We start from the raw sequence: 17,369 nt of genomic DNA on the forward strand, positions 1-17,369 counted from the left end.
TGAATAGATAGGGCAAAACCCAACCCGATATCAAGCTTATTTCTCGTGACCTGTTCAAACGAGCATTTCGCTCTCGTTCGCGAGCATTTTGCTCGCAATGTCGAGCGGGCTGCCAGCTTGTGCCGCTCGGTCGTTGGCGTAGCATTTTAGTTGTGCAGCACGATGTTTCGTGTTGCCGGTGACCAGGCGCCAACAAGAGGGACAAGTTGGAGGGAGCCATTCTGTGCCGCTTGTTTGAGTCCAACCCTGCATCAAGGTCGAAACCGGCCACCTCGCTGCGCCCCGCTCAAGGACGAGGCTGTAAATCATTATCTGCCCTGAATTCAATTACAATACCTAGGGAACCACACATGATTTCACTCCGTAAGCTTTCAGCCCTCGCTGTTATTCCCCTGTTCGCCACTTTCGCTCATGCCAAGGACTACAAGGAAATTCGTTTCGGCGTAGATGCCAACTATGCCCCATTCGAATCGAAGGCGCCGGATGGAAATATCGTCGGCTTTGACATTGAACTGGGCAATGCCATTTGTGCTGAACTTAAAGTCCAATGTCTCTGGGTGGAGAGTGACTTCGATGGTCTTATCCCTGGACTGCGAGCCAACAAGTTCGACGGCATTCTTTCGTCAATGACCGTGACACCGGCCAGGGAAAAGGCCGTTGATTTCACCCACGAGCTTTTCTCGGGGCCCAGCTCGTACGTGTTCAAAAAGGGCTCGGGTCTGAATACGGACCCTGTGTCGCTTCAGGGCAAGCGTGTCGGCTACTTCCAGGGAAGCATCCAGGAGGGCTATGCCAAGGCCGTTCTGAAGAAGGCCGGCGCGAAGATTCAGTCCTATCAGAACCAGAACCAGGTCTACTACGACCTCGTCTCGGGGCGACTGGACGCATCCATCCAGGACTCACTCCAAGCCAAGGTGGGCTTTCTGAGTTCGCCCCAGGGCGCCAACTATGAGATGAGCGAGCAGATTGAAAGCGATCTGCTGCCCTCGAAAACAGCGATCGCGGTGGCCAAGGACAACGACGAGCTCAAGGCGCTGCTGAACAGGGCCGTCAAGGCCATTCACGACAATGGAACCTACGCCCGGATCCAGACGAAGTACTTCGGTGATTTGAACCTCTACAGCGGCAAGTGAGCCACGGCGCCTATCGACGATAGGCGCGTCATTTCATCAAGGGTTTTCGACCATGATTGAGCATTTCCTCAAGGCTGCCGGGCTGTCCGGGCTCAGCTTGCAGGGCTATGGGCCGCTGTTGCTCCAAGGGACCTGGATGACGATCAAGCTCTCCCTGCTGTCACTCGGTCTAAGTGTTGTCCTGGGGCTTCTCGGCGCCAGTGCGAAACTGTCGGTCATCCGTTTTGTCAGGCTTCCCGCGCAGTTGTACACCACGCTGATTCGTGGCGTGCCAGACCTGGTGCTGATGCTGTTGATCTTCTACAGCCTGCAGACCTGGTTGACCGGCCTGACCCAGGCCCTTGGCTGGAGCTACATAGAGATCAACCCCTTTGCGGCCGGGGTCATCACGTTGGGATTCATCTACGGTGCATATTTTACCGAGACGTTCCGGGGCGCGATGCTGGCGGTACCGCGAGGCCAGGTCGAAGCGGCAGTCGCCTATGGTCTGGGCCGGTCCCAGCGCTTCGTACTGATCACCTTTCCGCAGATGATGCGCTTTGCGCTGCCAGGGATTGGCAACAACTGGCTGGTCTTGCTCAAGGCCACCGCCCTGGTGTCGATCATCGGGCTGGCGGACCTGGTCAAGGCTGCCCAGGATGCAGGCAAGAGCACGTTTCAACTCTTCTACTTCCTGGTGCTGGCCGCGTTGGCCTACCTGATGATCACCACGCTGTCGAACTATGTGTTGCGCAGGCTCTCTCGCAAGTACGCCGCCGGCTCTCGTGAGGTACTGCAATGATTGAACTCATTCAAGAGTACTGGAGAGCCTTCATCTACAGCGATGGGACGGGCATCACAGGGCTTGCCATGACACTGTGGCTGCTGACGGCCTCCATTGCATTGGGGTTTGTGGGCGCTATCCCGCTGGCGATTGCCCGAGTTTCACAGCACGCCTCTGTGCGCTGGCCCGTAGAGTTCTACACCTACCTGTTCAGGGGCACCCCGCTCTATATCCAGTTGCTGATCTGCTACACCGGGATCTACAGCCTGGCCGCGATTCGTGCCCAGCCGATCCTGGATGCGTTCTTCAAGGATGCGATGAATTGCACGATCCTGGCGTTTGCCTTGAACACTTGCGCCTATACCACGGAGATCTTTGCGGGGGCGATCCGGAATATTCCCTACGGCGAGGTCGAGGCGGCCAAAGCCTATGGCCTTCATGGGTGGCGTTTGTATGCCTTCGTGGTCATTCCTTCTGCGTTGAGGAGGGCGCTGCCGTACTACAGCAATGAAGTGATTCTGATGCTGCATTCCACCTCGGTGGCGTTCACGGCCACCATCCCCGATGTGTTGAAGATTGCACGAGATGTCAACGCCGAAACCTTTCTGACGTTCCAGTCCTTTGGCATCAGTGCACTGATTTACCTGGCGATTTCATTCGCTCTGGTCGGCCTGTTTCGTCTGGCTGAGCGGCGTTGGTTGTCGTTCCTCGGGCCTGCCCATTAATCGATCATGAAGGACTTGGTAACGATGACCCGTTTTGTAGATTCCCGCAGCCTGAACGAAGAAGTGCAGTCTGTGCCGGTGGGCGATGACGTACACAAACTGTCGGTGGAGAACCTCCACAAGAGCTATGGCGATCACCAGGTACTCAAAGGCGTATCGCTCAAGGCGAATAAGGGGGATGTCATCAGCCTCATTGGCTCCAGCGGTTCAGGCAAAAGCACCTTCCTGCGTTGCATCAACTTTCTGGAGACACCCACCGAGGGGCAAATGACCCTCGATGGCCAGATTATCCGCATGGTGAAGGATCGGCACGGTTTGCGCGTGGCCGACCCTGCCGAGCTGCAACGGTTACGCACGCGGCTGGCCATGGTCTTCCAGCATTTCAACCTATGGAGCCACCTGAGTGTGCTGGACAACATCACACTGGCTCCCCAGCGGGTGCTGGGGCTCAAGAAACCGCAGGCTGAAGAGATTGCCCGCCGGTATCTGGACAAGGTCGGGCTGCCTTCGAGGGTCGCGGATCAATATCCGGGCTTTCTCTCGGGCGGCCAGCAGCAGCGGGTAGCCATCGCCCGGGCGCTGGCCATGGAGCCTGAGATTCTGCTGTTCGATGAGCCGACCTCAGCCTTGGACCCGGAGTTGGTCGGGGAGGTCCTCAAGGTGTTGCAGACGCTGGCGGAAGAGGGTCGAACCATGCTGATGGTCACCCATGAGATGGCATTCGCCAGGCAGGTTTCGAGTCAGATCCTGTTCCTCCACCAGGGGCTGGTGGAGGAACAGGGCAGTGCGGACATTCTTGCCAATCCGCGTAGCGAGCGGCTGCAGCAGTTCTTGTCCAATGGGCTCAAGTGACTGGCGCCGCGCCCCAGCAGATCAATCCATCGATCAATCGACCTGCCGGGGCCGGTGCTTGCTACAGGGCTGTCTTGAGGTCCTTGGCGAAGGCTGCTACCCAATCATCGGAGAGCTTCGAGGCGGTGACCCGGATGGCCTGCGGGCACTCCTGGACCGTGAAAGCACTGCCCAGGCGCACGAGCCAACCGCGTTTGGCCAGCTCATACGCCACATCCTTCATGTCCTTGCGCAGGGGTATCCAGACATTGAATCCGTCCGAAGGGCGGAAGGGCTCGATATGCTGATCCTGCAACGACTGTCGCAACGCGTCACGGCGCTGGCGGTACTGCTGGCGTACCCGGGCCAGATGTTCGGCGGTAGCCGGGTCGTTCAGGCAACGACTGACGATGATCTGAAGGATGTGGCTCACCCAGGTCATCCCAGGCGCCAGGCGTGTGCGCAGGCGTTCGGCGGTGCTGGCATCGCAGGCCAGGAAGGCTATGCGCAAGTCCGGCCCCAAGGCTTTTGAGAAGGAACGGATCAATGCCCATCGGGTGGACGATTCAGGGATCACCGAGTGGTAGGCCGACTGCGCAAGCAGCGCAAAGTGGTCGTCGACAATGACCAGCACGTTGGGGTACCGGGCAAGCACCGCCTTGATTTCCCGGGCCCGGGACTCGGAGAGACTGCACCCCGTCGGATTGTGGGCCCGAGGTGTGATCAGGACCGCCCGCGCACCGTTTGCAAGAGCCGTTTCGAGCGCCTGCGGGAGCATTCCCTCTTCGTCGATGGCCACACCGACGGCCTGCATGCCGCCGAGCCTCAGGGCATTGATCGTTCCCAGAAAGCAAGGTTGCTCAACCGCGACCCTGTCACCGGTCACCAGGTGAGCCACTGCCAACCGTTCGATGGCATCGACGGCCCCATGGGCCAGCTCAAGTTCGAATCCGGGTGGGCAGTCAGGGGCCAGCCATTGCTGCCCCCAGCGCTGCAACTCCGGCAGGACGGTTTCGTCTCCGTACAGGAAGGGTCGAGGCCACGCGCCTGTGGTGTAGGCGCCGATGTCAATCAGTGCAGCCGGATCGGGATTGCCATCCGCCAGGTCGATCAATGCCGTGTCTGTGCTCAGGCCTTCCTGTTCACCTGCCTGTGGCTGCTCGCAGATGGAGGTGCCGTGTCGGCCCTGGGTCAGGGCAATGCCGGCTTTCACCAGGCGCTGATAGGCCGCCGCCACGGTATTGCGGTTGACGCCCAGTGACTCGCCCAGCTCACGAACGGGCGGAAGAGTCTGGCCAGGCTTCAACGTGCCGACTTGCACGGCCTCGCGGATGCATTCGTAAATTTCGGCCGCAGTGCTACCTGTGATCTTCACTATTGTCCTATGCCAATGTATGCTTTCGGTTAAGACAATTCTATCGCGCCTTCATCCCAGGTTGAAGTGCCGCCCCAAAAAACGGGCTGCTCGCTGGGACGGACTCGTTCGCGCCGGAAAAAGTGAGTTTCTATCAATAGGAGGTTGTAACCATGTTCACTGGACTCAGTGCTTTTCCATTGACACCCATGGATGAAAACAAGGTGGATGAAGCGGGCTTCGTGCGCCTGCTGGCTCGCCTGGTGGAGGCGGAAGTGGACTCCATCGGCGCGTTGGGCTCGACCGGCAGCTACGCCTATCTGTCCCGGGCCGAGCGGGCCAGGATCGCCCAGCTTGCTGTGCAGCACGCAGGTCATGTGCCAGTGATGGTGAGCATTGGCGCGTTGCGCACCCGGGATGTGCTCGATCTGGTGCAGGACGCTCAGCAGGCCGGAGTGAAGGGGGTGCTGCTGGCACCCATGTCGTATCAGAAACTCAATGATGAGGAGGTCTACAGCCTCTACAAGGCGGTATCGGAAAACCTCTCGGTGCCGCTCTGCGTCTATGACAATCCGGGCACCACGCATTTCGAGTTCACCGATGAGCTGCATGGCCGCATCGCTCACCTGCCCAATGTCCGCTCGATCAAGATTCCCGGCGTGCCATCATCGACTACCGAGGCCAGGGCCCGCGTTGATCGATTGCGCGCCCTGGTCCCTGCGCATGTCACGGTGGGCGTCAGTGGCGATGCTTCAGCCGCGACCGGCCTCAATGCCGGCTGTGAAGCCTGGTATTCGGTGATTGGCGGGCTGTTCCCCAAGACAGCCCTGGATATCACCCGGGCGGCCCAGCAGGGCTACGCCGCCGAGGCTGTCCGGCTCTCTGAGCGGTTGCAGCCGTTGTGGGATCTGTTCAATCAGTGCGGTGGAAGTCTGCGCGTCGTCGCCGCAGCGGCTGAAGTGCAGGGACTGGTCAATGAGCATTGCCTGCCGCAGCCTCTCAAGAGTGCCACTGGCGACATTCGTCAGCGGGTGGCTGTGCTGATCGATGAGCTTGAGCTGGCCTGATGAAGAAGAGGGCGTCCTTGACGGGCGCCCTTGTCTTCGTTGGGGCTTCAGTGCTTGAGAAAGGTGCTGTAGTGATCCTTCCAGCCTGCTGCTGCGGCATGAGGCAGCAGGCCACTGACCATGCCTCGGTGCAGCAGCCCGTGGGACAGAACATGACCCAGTATCTCTGATTTGCTCATGTTGCCCGGTTCGCCGTCAGCGAAAACAAACGCCACTCGGTGCTCAAGTTCAGCGTCAGTCACGGTCCGGGTGTAGTGGATGAACCACTCATTGGCTTGCTCGAATTTCACCCGAAGCGCACAGATGTTCTGTGGTGCCTCGGTGGTGGTCGAAGTGCAGGGCATGGGGGCGTCCTGTAGTCGGCCAATGAACAGGGTGTCGACGATGTGGATATGGGCCAGGTGCCACAAGGCCTCCGTCAGGTTGGCCTGAGTAGTCATGTTGGGCGATTGCATCAAGACGTTGAACAGCTCGGCTTCAGACCAGGCCTTGTACTGGTACATCGAGTGGAACACGGTGCTGGCGTTCATACCCTAATCCTCGGTTTCAGCGGGGAACTCCATCGGTGGAGCCTCTCTGTTGACTGGTCAGGTGATCGGACTCAATGGCGGTCACTCTCGACTACCTGGCGGTCATTATATTGACTTTTGTGGTCGATGGCGTAAAGCTGGAGTCACTCTGGTTTGCCTCGCGAGTACACGCCAGATGGCACCCTGTGCATTGCCCTATGCGATGGAACCGGTGGTGCCCGAATAATAATTTTGCTTTATGAGTGATTGCTCTACGCGATCCGGAGAGGGCGATGAAACGCACTTTGGACAAGGTCGATGAACGGATCATCGAGGAGCTGACCAGGAATTCGCGTCTGGCTCACAACGATATTGCCGTGAAAGTCAATTTATCCAGGAATGCTGTTCGCTTGAGAATCGAGCGGCTGGAACGTGACGGCTATATAAAAGGTTACACCATCGTAAAAGGCTCGGCGTCGGCGGAACATCCCCCCATCCGGGCGCTGGTATTCGTTTATCGACAAGACCGGATGCGTGGCGCTGAAGTGGTGCGCTCTGTCGCGTCGATCCCTGAAGTTATCTCCTGCAATGTCATGAGTGGCGATCTGGATATTGTGGCGACGGTCGAAGCCTCTTCGCCTGACAGAATAAACAAGGTCTGGAGCGATATTTCCAGTTTGCCGGGTGTGGTCAATACCGTGACGTCTTTCGTACTTTCAAGGACGAAGTAGGTGCATATGCAAGGTGATATGATTTACGAGCATTTTGACAGTCTCCGCGATCTGTTTGGCATATTCGAATAAGCACAGTTGCAGCTTACGATTTCCTCCAGTTTAAACAACAAGACGAGGCCGTTACTGTGACTGAATACAAGATTGCTTTGCTGGGTTTTGGTGGGGTAAACCGGGCACTGGCTCAACTGGTCGCTGAGAAGAACGAAGCCTGGGCTCAGGAGCTTGGGTTCACCCTGAAAATCGTCGGTGTCAGTGACATTTTTCTGGGATCGGTGATCGACAAGAACGGCCTGGACGCCAACCAGCTCATTGCCGTGCCTGCCGCCAAGGGGGCCTTCTCGGCCCTGAGCAACGGGACGGCCGAGTCGGCCAACGAGACCGTGATTCGTTTCTCGGGTGCGGACATCGTCGCCGAGGCAACCTTCACCAACCCGGTAGATGGCGAGCCTGCCACGACTTTCTGCCGCTGGGCCCTGGAAAAAGGCATCAGCGTCGTGACCACCAACAAGGGGCCGGTGGCACTGCATGCCGCTTCCTTGAAAAAGCTCGCCGCAACCACAGGCGCAGCGTTCGAGTTTGAAGGCGCGGTCATGAGCGGCACCCCCGTCATCCGACTGGCTCAGGAAGCCTTGGCCGGTTCGGAAATCAATGGCTTCAAGGGCATTCTGAACGGCACCTCCAACTTCATCCTGAGCAGCATGCAAACCGGTCTGGATTTTGGTGATGCGCTGGCCAAGGCCCAGGAGCTGGGTTATGCCGAGGCTGACCCTACTGCGGACGTGGAGGGGCATGACGTGCGCTTGAAGGTGGTCATCCTGGCCAACGAGCTGTTGGGGGCGAAGCTCACCCCGAACGATGTTCGTTGCGAAGGGATTTCGAACATCACGGCCCAGGACATTCAAGGGGCTGCCCGTGAAGACTCTCGTTGGAAGCTGATCGGCAGTGCCCAGCGCAGCGCCTGCGGTGCTGTGACAGCCTCGGTCAGTCCTCAGCTGTTGCCCATGACCGACGCCCTGGCCGGAGTCAGCGGCGCCACCAATGCGGTCACGTTCGAAACCAATGTCCTGGGCCCCGTTACGGTGGTGGGCGCAGGGGCTGGCCGCATCGAAACGGCCTATGCACTGCTGTCGGACATCATCAGCATCCACAAGAAAAAAACCAAGCAGGCGGTCTGACCATGAACAGCTTGAGTCTGGCTCTTTCTACCGACTACCAGGAAATCACTGTATTTAACCCGTTCGACGGCTCCGTGATCGGTGAGGTAACCAAGGTGCCGGCAACGGCGGCTCATGTGGTTATCGATGTTGCCAAGCATGGTGCCGTAATTGCCCGGAACCTGTCTCGCGCCGAGCGCTCGCGCATCCTTGAGCGTACTGCGGTGCTGGTTGAGAAGGACAAGGATGACTTTGCACGGTTGATCAGTGCCGAGTCTGGCAAGACCATTCGCCAGGCTCGCAAGGAAGTGCTGCGCTGCGTGAACACCCTCAAGCTGTCGGCTGAGGAGGCCAAGCGCAATGCCGGCGAAGTTGTCCCGTTCGATTCCTACGCAGGCTCCGAGCAGCGCCAGGGCTGGTTCACTCGCGAACCACTGGGAGTGATTCTGGCGATCACGCCCTACAACGATCCGTTGAACCTGGTGGCCCATAAACTCGGTCCGGCCATTGCCGGGGGCAACTCGGTGGTGCTCAAGCCTTCAGAGCTGGCGCCGCTGTCCGCTGTGAAACTGGTCAGCTACCTGAACCAGGCCGGCCTGCCGGCTGAAGTGGTCTCGGTGGCCACCGGTGATGCCGAGCTGGGCAAGGCGCTGGTGGCGCACCGCGCCGTGCGCATGATTTCGTTCACTGGAGGCTTTGCCACCGGCGAGCAGATCACTCGTACCGCGGGCCTGAAGAAAATGGCCATGGACCTGGGGGGCAACGCACCGGTGATCGTGATGGGCGATTGTGACCTCGATGCCACGGTTGAGTCCTGCGTCTCAGGTGCCTACTGGGCCGCAGGCCAGAATTGCATCGGTACCCAGCGCATCCTGATCGATTCGAAGATTTACCAGGCATTCAAGGCGAAGTTCGTCGAGCAGTCCCGCGCCCTGATCGTTGGCAACCAGTCGGATGAGTCCACGGATGTCGGTCCGATGATCTCCGAGGCTGCGGCCAGGCGGGCAGAGGCGTCGGTAGAGGAGGCGATCGGCAAGGGTGCCAAGCTGCTGCTGGGCCAGGCACGCAAGGGCACGCTGTTCTATCCCACCATCCTGGAGGACGTCAGTTTCGAGTGCAAAGTCTGGCAAGAGGAGGTGTTCAGCCCGATCGTTGTTCTGCAGGAGGTCAGTACGCTCGAGGATGCCCTGATTCTGGCGAACGAGCCCGAGTACAGCCTGCATGCCGGCATCTTCACCAACAATCTGAACACCGCCATGAAAGCTGCCAAGTTGCTGGAGGCGGGCGGGGTGATGATCAACGACTCTTCCGACTACCGTTTCGATGCAATGCCATTTGGTGGTTTCAAGTACGGCAGCATGGGACGCGAAGGTGTTCGCTTCGCCTATGAAGACATGACCCAGCCCAAGGTCATTTGCTTGAACGGCCCCAGTGAGTAATGACGTGATCGTCGGTCACTAGCCAGTTGCTGCTCAAGTAAGGACTCGTGTGAAAAACGAGTTCTTACCGAAATACAATAATAAGGTGTAAGTGTATGAGCGTTAAAGAGCGTGTGCCTGCGTCCGCCGTTTCTGAAAGTGCGGGTGTAGGAAAATACATCGGCGCAGAAGATGCAGGTTATAAAAAGACACTTCGTGCCCGCCAGATTCAAATGATTGCAATTGGTGGTGCGGTTGGAAGTGGCTTGTTCCTGGGCGCGGGTGCAAGGCTTTCCGAAGCCGGCCCATCCCTCGTATTTGCCTTTGCCGTGTGCGGCGTATTTGCCTGGTTCATTATCCGGGCCCTGGGAGAGTTGGTGTTGCACCGTCCCTCTACAGGGTCATTCGTGTCCTATGCCCGGGAGTTCTATGGAGAAAAGCTGGCCTTCGCGGCGGGCTGGATGTACTGGACCAACTGGGTCACCGTCGCCATTGCCGAACTCACGGCCACGGCGCTTTACCTGAACTTCTTCAAGGCCTACGTACCCTTTCTGGGCGATGTGCCGCAGTGGGTCTCGGCGCTCGGAGTGCTGGCAATCATCACCACCGTGAATCTGGTCTCGGTCAAGATCTTTGGCGAGCTGGAGTTCTGGTTTGCCTTCTTCAAGGTCGCTGCACTGGTGATCTTTCTGTGCGTGGGCGTCTACATGGTGGTGTTCGGCACACCGATCAACGGAGTCACTCCGGGCTTTGAGCTGATTTCCGATCACGGCGGGTGGTTTCCGTATGGTGTCATGCCGGCGGTGATCCTGATCCAGGGCGTGGTGTTTGCGTACGGCAGCATCGAGTTGGTCGGGACCGCAGCCGGTGAAGCCAAGGATGTCGAGAGGGTGATGCCCAGGGCCATTCGGGCAGTCGTGTTTCGCATTGTCGTTTTCTACGTAGGCACGATTCTGCTGCTGTCGTTGCTGATGCCCAGTACGGCCTACCTCCCAGGCGTGAGTCCGCTGGTGACGTTCTTTGGCGCCATTGGCGTGAAAGGTGCGGATGCCATCATGAACATGGTGCTTTTCACCGCCGCCATCTCCTCCCTGAACGCCGGCATCTATACCACCGGACGCATTCTTCGTTCGCTGGCGGTGAGCGGGTCGGCGCCACCCGTGCTGGTGAAGATGAATAGCAATGGTGTGCCGTTCGCGGGAATCATGTTCACCACCATTGCCTCCCTGGCCGGCGTCGCCATGAACGCCTTCCTGCCGGACCAGGCCTTTGAGATCGCCATGTCACTCACTGCCATCCTGATGTTGGGGGCGTGGGGCGTGATCATTCTCTGCCAGCTCAAACTCTACAAGTTGGCAGGGCAGGGGCGTATCGAGCGGCCCCGCTTCAGGATGATGTTCGCCCCCTACAGCGGCTACGCCACGCTGGCCTTCTTCGTCCTGGTCTTCGTGCTGATCGCCTGTGACTACCCGGTGGGGACCTACTCGGCCGCGTCGATTCCTTTCTACGCCGCCGTCCTGGTGGTGGCCTGGTACACGGTCCGCGGACGCGTCCACGCCATCGCCAACGGTGACCTCAAGTTCGATGAAAACCAGGAGCTGGTTTCCACCCAGGCGACTGGCTCTGCCCATGGCTTGAACATCAAGCCCCCATTAGAAGAAGTTCGATAAGCAAGAGGGTCAATAGATGCGTCCTGACAAAGAAAACCTGGCTACCCTGGGTGTGGGCAGTCAAGCGGTCCACGGCGGCAACGTCATGGATGTCACCACCGGTGCGGTGCGCACCCCTCTGGTGATGGCGAACTCTTATCGGCTGCCGGATGATCCCGAGGACATGGACTGGTCGAGTCCCGATGGGCTGGTCTATACCCGCAACGCCGGACACAACCAGGTCTGCCTTGAGCGCAAGCTGGCGGCCATCGAGGGAGGGGAGGCCGCCGCTGCGTTTGCTACCGGTGTCGCTGCGCTGCACTCGGTGTTTTTTACCTTTCTCAAAAGCGGTGATCACATCGTCGTCGGTGACGTGACTTACGAGGCGGTCTGGCGGCTGTTCGCCGAGTTGTTGCCCGAGCGCTATGGCATCCAGGCCACCTTTGTGAACATGGGAGACCTGGCCGCGGTCCGCAAGGCCATGAAACCCAACACCCGGTTGATTCACACCGAATCCATCGGCAACCCCACCACCAAGGTTGCGGACATCGAAGGCCTGGCTGAAATTGCCAAGGCCAACGGGGCGTTGCTGTCGGTGGACGCGACCTTCACCCCACCGCCGTTTTTCCATGCGCTGAGCAAGGGTGCGGACCTGGTGGTGCACTCGCTGACCAAGTACATCAACGGTCATGGTGATGCGATGGGTGGGGTGGTCATCGGCAGCAAAGAGCTGATCGGCAAGATCAAGCACGATGCCCTGGTAGACCTGGGGGCGGTGATTTCTCCGTTCAATGCCTGGCTGATCATGCGCGGTTCGGTCACGCTGCCGCTGCGTATTCGCCAGCACCTGGCGTCTGCCGAGAAAGTGGCGGCGTACCTCGATTCGGATGACCGCATCGCCTATGTCTACTACCCAGGTCTGGCATCGCACCCGCAGCATGAGCTGGCCCGACGTCAGTTCGACGGCAAGGGCTTTGGTGCAGTGATGGCGTTCGCCGTTAACGGCAACTCAGAGCTGCAGAACCGTTTCGTGGCGAAGCTGAAGGTGATCACCTCGGCTGTCTCGATCGGTCACGATGAGTCGCTGATTGTTCACGTCGGTCCAGAAGCTCGCGGAGGCTCCGAGCATTATCCCGTCGAGTTCCTCAAGTACGGCCACCTTCGCCTGTCGATCGGCCTTGAGGATGCCGACGACCTGATCAAGGACATTGCTGCTGCCCTGGACGAAACGCTCCGCCAGTAACACAGCCTGGGGCAGGTCGGTCTCTGCCCCAGGTTTACCGCTCTTCGTAGTCAACCCTCTTTGGCCTCCCTTACCAGGAGGCCTTTTTTATGCGCGAAGATTGGCTAGTGCAGCTCGGCAACCGTCATGGTGAAGACCAGGTGATCGTCACTCGTGTTGATGTACTGGTGCGGCGTATCGGTTTTGGCGATGGCGGAGCAGCCGGCCGTGATGATCAGTTCTGTGTCATCTATCAGCAGTTTGAGGGTGCCTTGCTCGACATGGAAAAGTTCGAAGGTCCCGGCGGGATGGCCACTGGATTCGAAGGTCTCCCCTGGATGGAGTTCCCAGCGCCACAACTCGATCATGTTGGGGCCACTGGTGCCGGCCAGCAAACGGGCGGTGCCGCCGTGTCGTCCGGTCCACAGGGTCGGAATCTCATGGGTTTCGATGAGGCGAGCCGCCGGGGTGCTGGCGACATTCACGATGTCGGCGACCGAGAGGCCCAGCGCTGCCGAGATTTTGCAGAGGATGGCAATGCTGGGGTTGGCGTTGCCGTTTTCGATCTCCACGACCATGCCTTTGCTGACGCCGGCGCGACGAGAGAGCTCGTCCAGGGAAAGCTTTTGCCGTTTGCGCTCTTCCCGCAAGCGACGGGAAAGTGCGTCATTCACCCGTTGAACGTCGGATCCAGGGTCGGTCGATATATTGACTTTCTTGGTCATTAGTCGATAAAATGCACTAAAATGGTCATTAGGAGATTCTCCAATGTTTTCTGTCGATCCGTCAATTGACCCCAGGGTTGCCGAGTTGGCCCCAGGCTTTCGCGCCGTCAGTGTGGTGGTCGAGCCTGCTCCTATCGTGAACCCTGGCGTTGCCGTGCAGGCCATGGAACGAGCCTGCAAGGTCGTCGAAACGGGCGCCTGCGAATGGGCTGATGATCATCTTCTGGCATGGGGGGAAGCCTTCCGCAAGTTCGGCGCCAAGCCGCAACGTACCCCTTGCTCGGCCGAGGCCCTGATCAAACGGGTGAAGAAGGATGGAGCGCTGCCGGCGATCGACCCTGTGGTCGACCTCTACAACGCGATCAGCATCCAATACGCCATTCCGGTCGGTGGAGAGAACTTCGCGGCCTACGTTGGCATGCCCAAGCTCACCCTCGCCAATGGCAGCGAGGCGTTCGACACCATGAAGAATGGCGAGCCAGCCCACGAATCTCCCGATGTGGGGGAGGTGGTCTGGCGCGATGACGCCGGTGTCACCTGCCGTCGCTGGAACTGGCGCCAGGGGGTACGTACCCGCCTGGATGCCGAGTCAAAGCAGATGTGGTTCATCCTCGAAAGCCTCCCACAGATGCCACTGGAGGCGCTCAATGCCGCCGCCGATGATCTGGTCAACGGCCTCAATGAAATGATGCCGGGTGCCGTGATCACCACCGAATTGCTCGAAGCCTGAAGGTCGCGTCCGACCTGAGCTTTGATGGCTGGATCTGCCCTGGGGACGACCCCATGAAAACGGGCTTGTTTTGCCGGGACGACCCGGCTTCTATCAAGGAGCCGTTGATGGCTTGGGTTAGTTTGATCATTGCAGGAGTTCTTGAGGTCGTCTGGGCCTTCTCCATGAAGCAGTCCGAGGGTTTTACCAGGCTTGGTGCTTCTGTCGTGACAATTGTTGCGGTTATCGCCAGTTTCGTTTTGCTGTCCTATTCCATGAAGAGCCTGCCTTTGGGAACCGCCTACACGATCTGGACCGGGATCGGTGCCGTGGGCGCGTTCCTGGCCGGCATCGCCTTCCTGGGTGAGCCTGTCGGGATGATGCGCATCCTGGCGGCGATCATGATCATTGGTGGCCTGTTGCTGATGAAGCTGTCGTCAGCCGCCTGAAGGCGGTCGGTCGATCAAGGAAAAGGTCGCCCTTGGGCGGCCTTTTTCGTGGCCAATCGGAGTGCGATGAAAGTGCTTCAGGCAGGGCACGAGCAAAATGCTCGTTCGGTGGGCGTTTTGACCAGTAAATAGTGCAAGTCACCCTATTTGGTTGTGGCGGTGGCCTGCATACAGTGCGGGTAGGGCTGTTGGTTTCCAGCGCGGCCGAAGAACTCGATGCTTCGGCGGTTGGACGTGGCCGTTATTGTTCATGCTGACTTTGGAGTACTTATGGACTACGTGAGCACCCGTGGTTCTGTTGGTGTTGTCACCTTTCGGGATGTGGTTTTGTCTGGTCTGGCAGAGGATGGCGGGCTGTATGTTCCGCAGCAACTGCCGCGCTTTAGCCAAGAGGATATTGCAGGTTGGTCCTGGCTGCCGTTTGATGAGCTGGCCTGGCGAGTCATCTCGCCCTTCGTTGGCGATGCGATTGGGGAGGCGACTTTGAAGGCCCTGCTCAAGGACTGCTACCGGAGCTTTGGCCATCGGGCCGTGGCCCCTCTGCAGCAGATTGGCCAGAACGAGTGGGTGCTTCAGCTTCATCATGGTCCCACCCAGGCGTCCAAGGATTTTGCGGCTCAACTGCAATCCCGGCTGGTCGCCCATTTCATGGCACCTGATAGCCAGGCGATTGCCATTGGCGCGACCAATGGAGACACAGGGCTTGCGGCCATTGAGGCGTTCAGAGGCGCTCCCAATGTCCAGGTCATTGCGTTGTACCCACGTAATGGTGTGCCCTTCGACCGCCTCAGCGGGCTTCTGGGGGCAAGCAACATGCAGATCCACCCGGTAGAGATTGATGGCAGTTTCGACGACTGTCAGACCCTGGTTTCCCGGGTATTACGCGCCTGGCCCGCGCACCAGGCCATCCCGATCAGTTTCAACTCCACCAACTGGGTGGGCGTTCTGGCCCAGATCGTGTTTTTCTTCCATAGTGCCCTGCAGTTGGGCGGCGGCGTCCGGCCCGTGGGTTTCAGTATTCCAGGGGCCAGCTTTGCGGAAATCTACGCCTGCTATGTGGCCCAGAAAATGGGCTTGCCGATCAACCAGGTGATTGTCTCGACCAACCCGAATGACGCACTGCATCGCTTCATCAACCAGAACAGCTACTCCACTCGAGAGGCCAGCCACACGCTGTCACCCTCCATGGATTTCTCGCTTTTTTCAAACCTGGAGCGCTTCATCTGGGAGTTGTATGAGCATGATGGTGCGATGGTTCGACAGCTCATGGCCCTCTTCGAGGAGTCCGGTACGCTCAGTATCGGTAACAGACAATGGCTTCACGCACGCATGCTGTTCGATTCCTACGCTGTTGCTGACGAACAGGTGGAGGAGGAGCTTTTGACGCTCTACAAGGAGGCCGGTACGGCCGTTGATCCCCAGACAGCGACCGGGGCGCTGGCTGCGCGGTTGCATCGACGCAGTATTGCCAGCCCCATGGTCACGCTGGCGCAGTTGGCGCCGGCTAAATCGGCGCTGTTGCTGGCGGGCATGGGCATGTGGAACAGTGACGTTGCTATTAGCCCGATCCCGTTCGTTGACCATTTGATCCTGCGAAATGATGATGTCGATGGCCTGTCCCAGTTCATACATGGTCTGTAGGGATCTGTCATGAAACGTCTGCTTGACCCTCAAGATGAGCGCATCCTGGCTGAGCTGACGGCCAACGCCAGGATCTCTCATGCCGAGTTGGGTTTGAAAGTGAACCTGTCCCGCAATGCAGTGCGCCAGCGCATCGAGCGAATGGAGCGCGATGGGGCAATTCAGGGTTACACCATTCGCATCGGCGGGGGTCGAAAACCTTCGCCGCCGATCAGTGCGATCATCTTTGTCTACCGCCATGACCGCATGCGCGGTGGCGAGGTGGTCAAGGGGATCCGGTCCCTGCCGGAAGTGACCATGTGCGAGGTCATGAGCGGTGAGTTCGATCTCATGGTGCGGATCGAGGCGGCACACCCCGAGCGTGTTCACCTGGTGTGGCAGATGATTGCCGCCATGCCGGGTGTAGAGAACACTGTGACGACTTTCGTCCTGAGCAAGTTGATCTGATGGTGTTTAAACAGGGGACGACGGTATCAGCCCCTACCGCTGGATAATACGGAAATCTAGAGAATGTCTGAGTTCAAGCTACATTGCTTCGCGCTTTCGGGTAACTCGTACAAGGTTGCCCTGTTCCTCGAACTGGCACGGCAGAAGTGGGAGCCGGTATTTGTCGACTACCTGAATGGCGAGACTCGAACCAAAGAGTGGCGCGAGACGGTGAACGAGCAGGGCGAGGCCCCGGTACTCGAGCATCAGGGCAAGACGCTGACCCAGTCGGCGCTGATTCTCGAGTACCTGGCGCAAGCCACCGGAATGTTCGGGCCCGAGAGTGAAGAGGAACGCCAGGAAATCTGGCGCTGGATGCTGTTCGACAACCACAAGTTCACCAGCTACTACGCCACCTTGCGGTTCATGTATGGCCTGCAGAAATCCGGCGAAACACCGGTCGCCCAGTTCTTTCGTGAACGTGCGCGAGCGGCCTATCAAATCGTCGACGCCCACCTCGCCAAGACGCCATTCCTCGTAGGGGAGCGATTGACGATCGCCGACCTGTCCCTGGCTGGTTATGTCTTCATGCCCGAGGACACCGGGATCTCCAGATCGGAGTTCCCGAACATCGAGGCCTGGAAGTCGCGCATTCAAGCCATGCCGGGCTGGAAGCACCCCTATGACCTGATGCCAGGGCCAACCGGCCTGTAGTTTTTTCCTCCACGTTGTAGCTGTTGGAGTGGTCAAAACAGATTCGAACTCTGGGGGCAGCGTAGGAGTTAATCGGTTGACGCTTTCAACCAGTCCTGTGTTTAACGTGGGAAATCACGACTCGTTTGTTTTCTCGTAGACGATCT

At 58.7% G+C, this 17,369-nt stretch carries 18 protein-coding genes; 15 read left to right on the forward strand and 3 right to left on the reverse strand.

The window, feature by feature from the left end; translation table 11 throughout:
* Positions 1-350: 350 nt before the first annotated feature.
* The 4 genes from AC6I6U_RS15890 to AC6I6U_RS15905 are packed head-to-tail and all read left to right on the forward strand — an operon-like array spanning position 351 to position 3,473.
* Positions 351-1,133: a transporter substrate-binding domain-containing protein gene (locus AC6I6U_RS15890; RefSeq protein ID WP_497882853.1), complete on the forward strand. Its 783-nt coding sequence runs from the start codon at positions 351-353 to the stop codon at positions 1,131-1,133.
* 52 nt (positions 1,134-1,185) lie between these two features.
* Positions 1,186-1,914: an ABC transporter permease gene (locus AC6I6U_RS15895; RefSeq protein WP_497882854.1), complete on the forward strand. Its 729-nt coding sequence runs from the start codon at positions 1,186-1,188 to the stop codon at positions 1,912-1,914.
* Positions 1,911-2,621 carry an ABC transporter permease gene (locus AC6I6U_RS15900; RefSeq protein ID WP_497882855.1) on the forward strand — a complete coding sequence of 237 codons (711 nt, stop codon included), beginning with the start codon at positions 1,911-1,913 and terminating at the stop codon, positions 2,619-2,621. Before AC6I6U_RS15895 ends, AC6I6U_RS15900 begins: the two co-directional genes overlap by 4 nt.
* Before the next feature lie 24 nt (positions 2,622-2,645).
* Positions 2,646-3,473: an ABC transporter ATP-binding protein gene (locus tag AC6I6U_RS15905; protein ID WP_497882856.1), complete on the forward strand. Its 828-nt coding sequence runs from the start codon at positions 2,646-2,648 to the stop codon at positions 3,471-3,473.
* Positions 3,474-3,534: 61 nt separating this feature from the next.
* On the opposite strand, the gene ptsJ is transcribed toward AC6I6U_RS15905, so the two are convergent.
* On the reverse strand, positions 3,535-4,827 hold the full coding sequence (ptsJ, locus tag AC6I6U_RS15910) for a MocR-like B6 salvage transcription factor PtsJ (RefSeq protein ID WP_497882857.1): 1,293 nt from the start codon (positions 4,825-4,827) through the stop codon (positions 3,535-3,537).
* Positions 4,828-4,979: 152 nt separating this feature from the next.
* Here ptsJ and AC6I6U_RS15915 point away from each other — a divergent pair, with 152 nt between their 5' ends.
* Positions 4,980-5,873 (forward strand): dihydrodipicolinate synthase family protein, encoded by an 894-nt coding sequence (locus AC6I6U_RS15915; protein ID WP_497882858.1) that lies wholly within the window; start codon positions 4,980-4,982, stop codon positions 5,871-5,873.
* A gap of 47 nt (positions 5,874-5,920) precedes the next feature.
* On the opposite strand, the gene AC6I6U_RS15920 is transcribed toward AC6I6U_RS15915, so the two are convergent.
* Entirely contained in the window at positions 5,921-6,403 is a 483-nt protein-coding gene (locus AC6I6U_RS15920) for a DinB family protein (protein ID WP_497882859.1), read from the reverse strand.
* A gap of 272 nt (positions 6,404-6,675) precedes the next feature.
* Here AC6I6U_RS15920 and AC6I6U_RS15925 point away from each other — a divergent pair, with 272 nt between their 5' ends.
* The 5 genes from AC6I6U_RS15925 to AC6I6U_RS15945 all read left to right on the forward strand — a co-directional run bounded on the left by AC6I6U_RS15925 (position 6,676) and on the right by AC6I6U_RS15945 (position 12,580).
* Positions 6,676-7,113 carry an Lrp/AsnC family transcriptional regulator gene (locus tag AC6I6U_RS15925; RefSeq protein WP_497882860.1) on the forward strand — a complete coding sequence of 146 codons (438 nt, stop codon included), beginning with the start codon at positions 6,676-6,678 and terminating at the stop codon, positions 7,111-7,113.
* Between the two features lie 128 nt (positions 7,114-7,241).
* Positions 7,242-8,291, forward strand: a complete 1,050-nt coding sequence (locus AC6I6U_RS15930; protein WP_497882861.1) for a homoserine dehydrogenase — start codon at positions 7,242-7,244, stop codon at positions 8,289-8,291.
* A 2-nt stretch (positions 8,292-8,293) separates the two neighbouring features.
* The gene (locus AC6I6U_RS15935) at positions 8,294-9,709 is read left to right on the forward strand and encodes an aldehyde dehydrogenase family protein (RefSeq protein WP_497882862.1); all 1,416 of its coding nucleotides are present in this window, start codon (positions 8,294-8,296) and stop codon (positions 9,707-9,709) included.
* Positions 9,710-9,804: 95 nt separating this feature from the next.
* Positions 9,805-11,358: an amino acid permease gene (locus AC6I6U_RS15940; RefSeq protein WP_497882863.1), complete on the forward strand. Its 1,554-nt coding sequence runs from the start codon at positions 9,805-9,807 to the stop codon at positions 11,356-11,358.
* Positions 11,359-11,374: 16 nt separating this feature from the next.
* Complete coding sequence (locus tag AC6I6U_RS15945) at positions 11,375-12,580, forward strand: trans-sulfuration enzyme family protein (RefSeq protein ID WP_497882864.1); 1,206 nt, start codon at positions 11,375-11,377, stop codon at positions 12,578-12,580.
* A gap of 104 nt (positions 12,581-12,684) precedes the next feature.
* Here the strand turns inward: AC6I6U_RS15945 and AC6I6U_RS15950 are convergent, their stop codons facing one another.
* Positions 12,685-13,284 (reverse strand): XRE family transcriptional regulator, encoded by a 600-nt coding sequence (locus tag AC6I6U_RS15950; RefSeq protein ID WP_497882865.1) that lies wholly within the window; start codon positions 13,282-13,284, stop codon positions 12,685-12,687.
* 43 nt (positions 13,285-13,327) lie between these two features.
* On the opposite strand from AC6I6U_RS15950, the gene AC6I6U_RS15955 reads away from it, so the two are divergent.
* The 5 genes from AC6I6U_RS15955 (at position 13,328) to AC6I6U_RS15975 (ending at position 17,223) form a co-directional block, all read left to right on the forward strand.
* The gene (locus AC6I6U_RS15955) at positions 13,328-14,014 is read left to right on the forward strand and encodes a B3/B4 domain-containing protein (protein ID WP_497882866.1); all 687 of its coding nucleotides are present in this window, start codon (positions 13,328-13,330) and stop codon (positions 14,012-14,014) included.
* A 107-nt stretch (positions 14,015-14,121) separates the two neighbouring features.
* Positions 14,122-14,442 (forward strand): DMT family transporter, encoded by a 321-nt coding sequence (locus AC6I6U_RS15960; protein ID WP_497883038.1) that lies wholly within the window; start codon positions 14,122-14,124, stop codon positions 14,440-14,442.
* 270 nt (positions 14,443-14,712) lie between these two features.
* Positions 14,713-16,083: a threonine synthase gene (thrC, locus tag AC6I6U_RS15965; protein WP_497882867.1), complete on the forward strand. Its 1,371-nt coding sequence runs from the start codon at positions 14,713-14,715 to the stop codon at positions 16,081-16,083.
* Between the two features lie 9 nt (positions 16,084-16,092).
* Entirely contained in the window at positions 16,093-16,530 is a 438-nt protein-coding gene (locus tag AC6I6U_RS15970) for an Lrp/AsnC family transcriptional regulator (RefSeq protein WP_497882868.1), read from the forward strand.
* A 63-nt stretch (positions 16,531-16,593) separates the two neighbouring features.
* On the forward strand, positions 16,594-17,223 hold the full coding sequence (locus AC6I6U_RS15975; protein WP_497882869.1) for a glutathione S-transferase family protein: 630 nt from the start codon (positions 16,594-16,596) through the stop codon (positions 17,221-17,223).
* Positions 17,224-17,369 lie beyond the last annotated feature (146 nt).

The sequence above is a fragment of the Pseudomonas sp. UTLPPB19802 genome, assembly GCF_059730225.1.

What these genes read in the sequence shown, in the direction of transcription:
- AC6I6U_RS15960 (WP_497883038.1), top strand. Translation starts at nt 14,122, where the DNA reads ATGGCTTGGGTTAGTTTGATCATTGCAGGAGTTCTTGAGGTCGTCTGG.
- AC6I6U_RS15920 (WP_497882859.1), bottom strand. Translation starts at nt 6,403, where the DNA reads ATGAACGCCAGCACCGTGTTCCACTCGATGTACCAGTACAAGGCCTGG.
- AC6I6U_RS15945 (WP_497882864.1), top strand. Translation starts at nt 11,375, where the DNA reads ATGCGTCCTGACAAAGAAAACCTGGCTACCCTGGGTGTGGGCAGTCAA.
- AC6I6U_RS15975 (WP_497882869.1), top strand. Translation starts at nt 16,594, where the DNA reads ATGTCTGAGTTCAAGCTACATTGCTTCGCGCTTTCGGGTAACTCGTAC.
- AC6I6U_RS15950 (WP_497882865.1), bottom strand. Translation starts at nt 13,284, where the DNA reads ATGACCAAGAAAGTCAATATATCGACCGACCCTGGATCCGACGTTCAA.
- AC6I6U_RS15940 (WP_497882863.1), top strand. Translation starts at nt 9,805, where the DNA reads ATGAGCGTTAAAGAGCGTGTGCCTGCGTCCGCCGTTTCTGAAAGTGCG.
- AC6I6U_RS15890 (WP_497882853.1), top strand. Translation starts at nt 351, where the DNA reads ATGATTTCACTCCGTAAGCTTTCAGCCCTCGCTGTTATTCCCCTGTTC.
- AC6I6U_RS15935 (WP_497882862.1), top strand. Translation starts at nt 8,294, where the DNA reads ATGAACAGCTTGAGTCTGGCTCTTTCTACCGACTACCAGGAAATCACT.
- AC6I6U_RS15905 (WP_497882856.1), top strand. Translation starts at nt 2,646, where the DNA reads ATGACCCGTTTTGTAGATTCCCGCAGCCTGAACGAAGAAGTGCAGTCT.
- AC6I6U_RS15955 (WP_497882866.1), top strand. Translation starts at nt 13,328, where the DNA reads ATGTTTTCTGTCGATCCGTCAATTGACCCCAGGGTTGCCGAGTTGGCC.
- thrC (WP_497882867.1), top strand. Translation starts at nt 14,713, where the DNA reads ATGGACTACGTGAGCACCCGTGGTTCTGTTGGTGTTGTCACCTTTCGG.
- AC6I6U_RS15915 (WP_497882858.1), top strand. Translation starts at nt 4,980, where the DNA reads ATGTTCACTGGACTCAGTGCTTTTCCATTGACACCCATGGATGAAAAC.
- AC6I6U_RS15925 (WP_497882860.1), top strand. Translation starts at nt 6,676, where the DNA reads ATGAAACGCACTTTGGACAAGGTCGATGAACGGATCATCGAGGAGCTG.
- AC6I6U_RS15970 (WP_497882868.1), top strand. Translation starts at nt 16,093, where the DNA reads ATGAAACGTCTGCTTGACCCTCAAGATGAGCGCATCCTGGCTGAGCTG.
- AC6I6U_RS15895 (WP_497882854.1), top strand. Translation starts at nt 1,186, where the DNA reads ATGATTGAGCATTTCCTCAAGGCTGCCGGGCTGTCCGGGCTCAGCTTG.
- AC6I6U_RS15900 (WP_497882855.1), top strand. Translation starts at nt 1,911, where the DNA reads ATGATTGAACTCATTCAAGAGTACTGGAGAGCCTTCATCTACAGCGAT.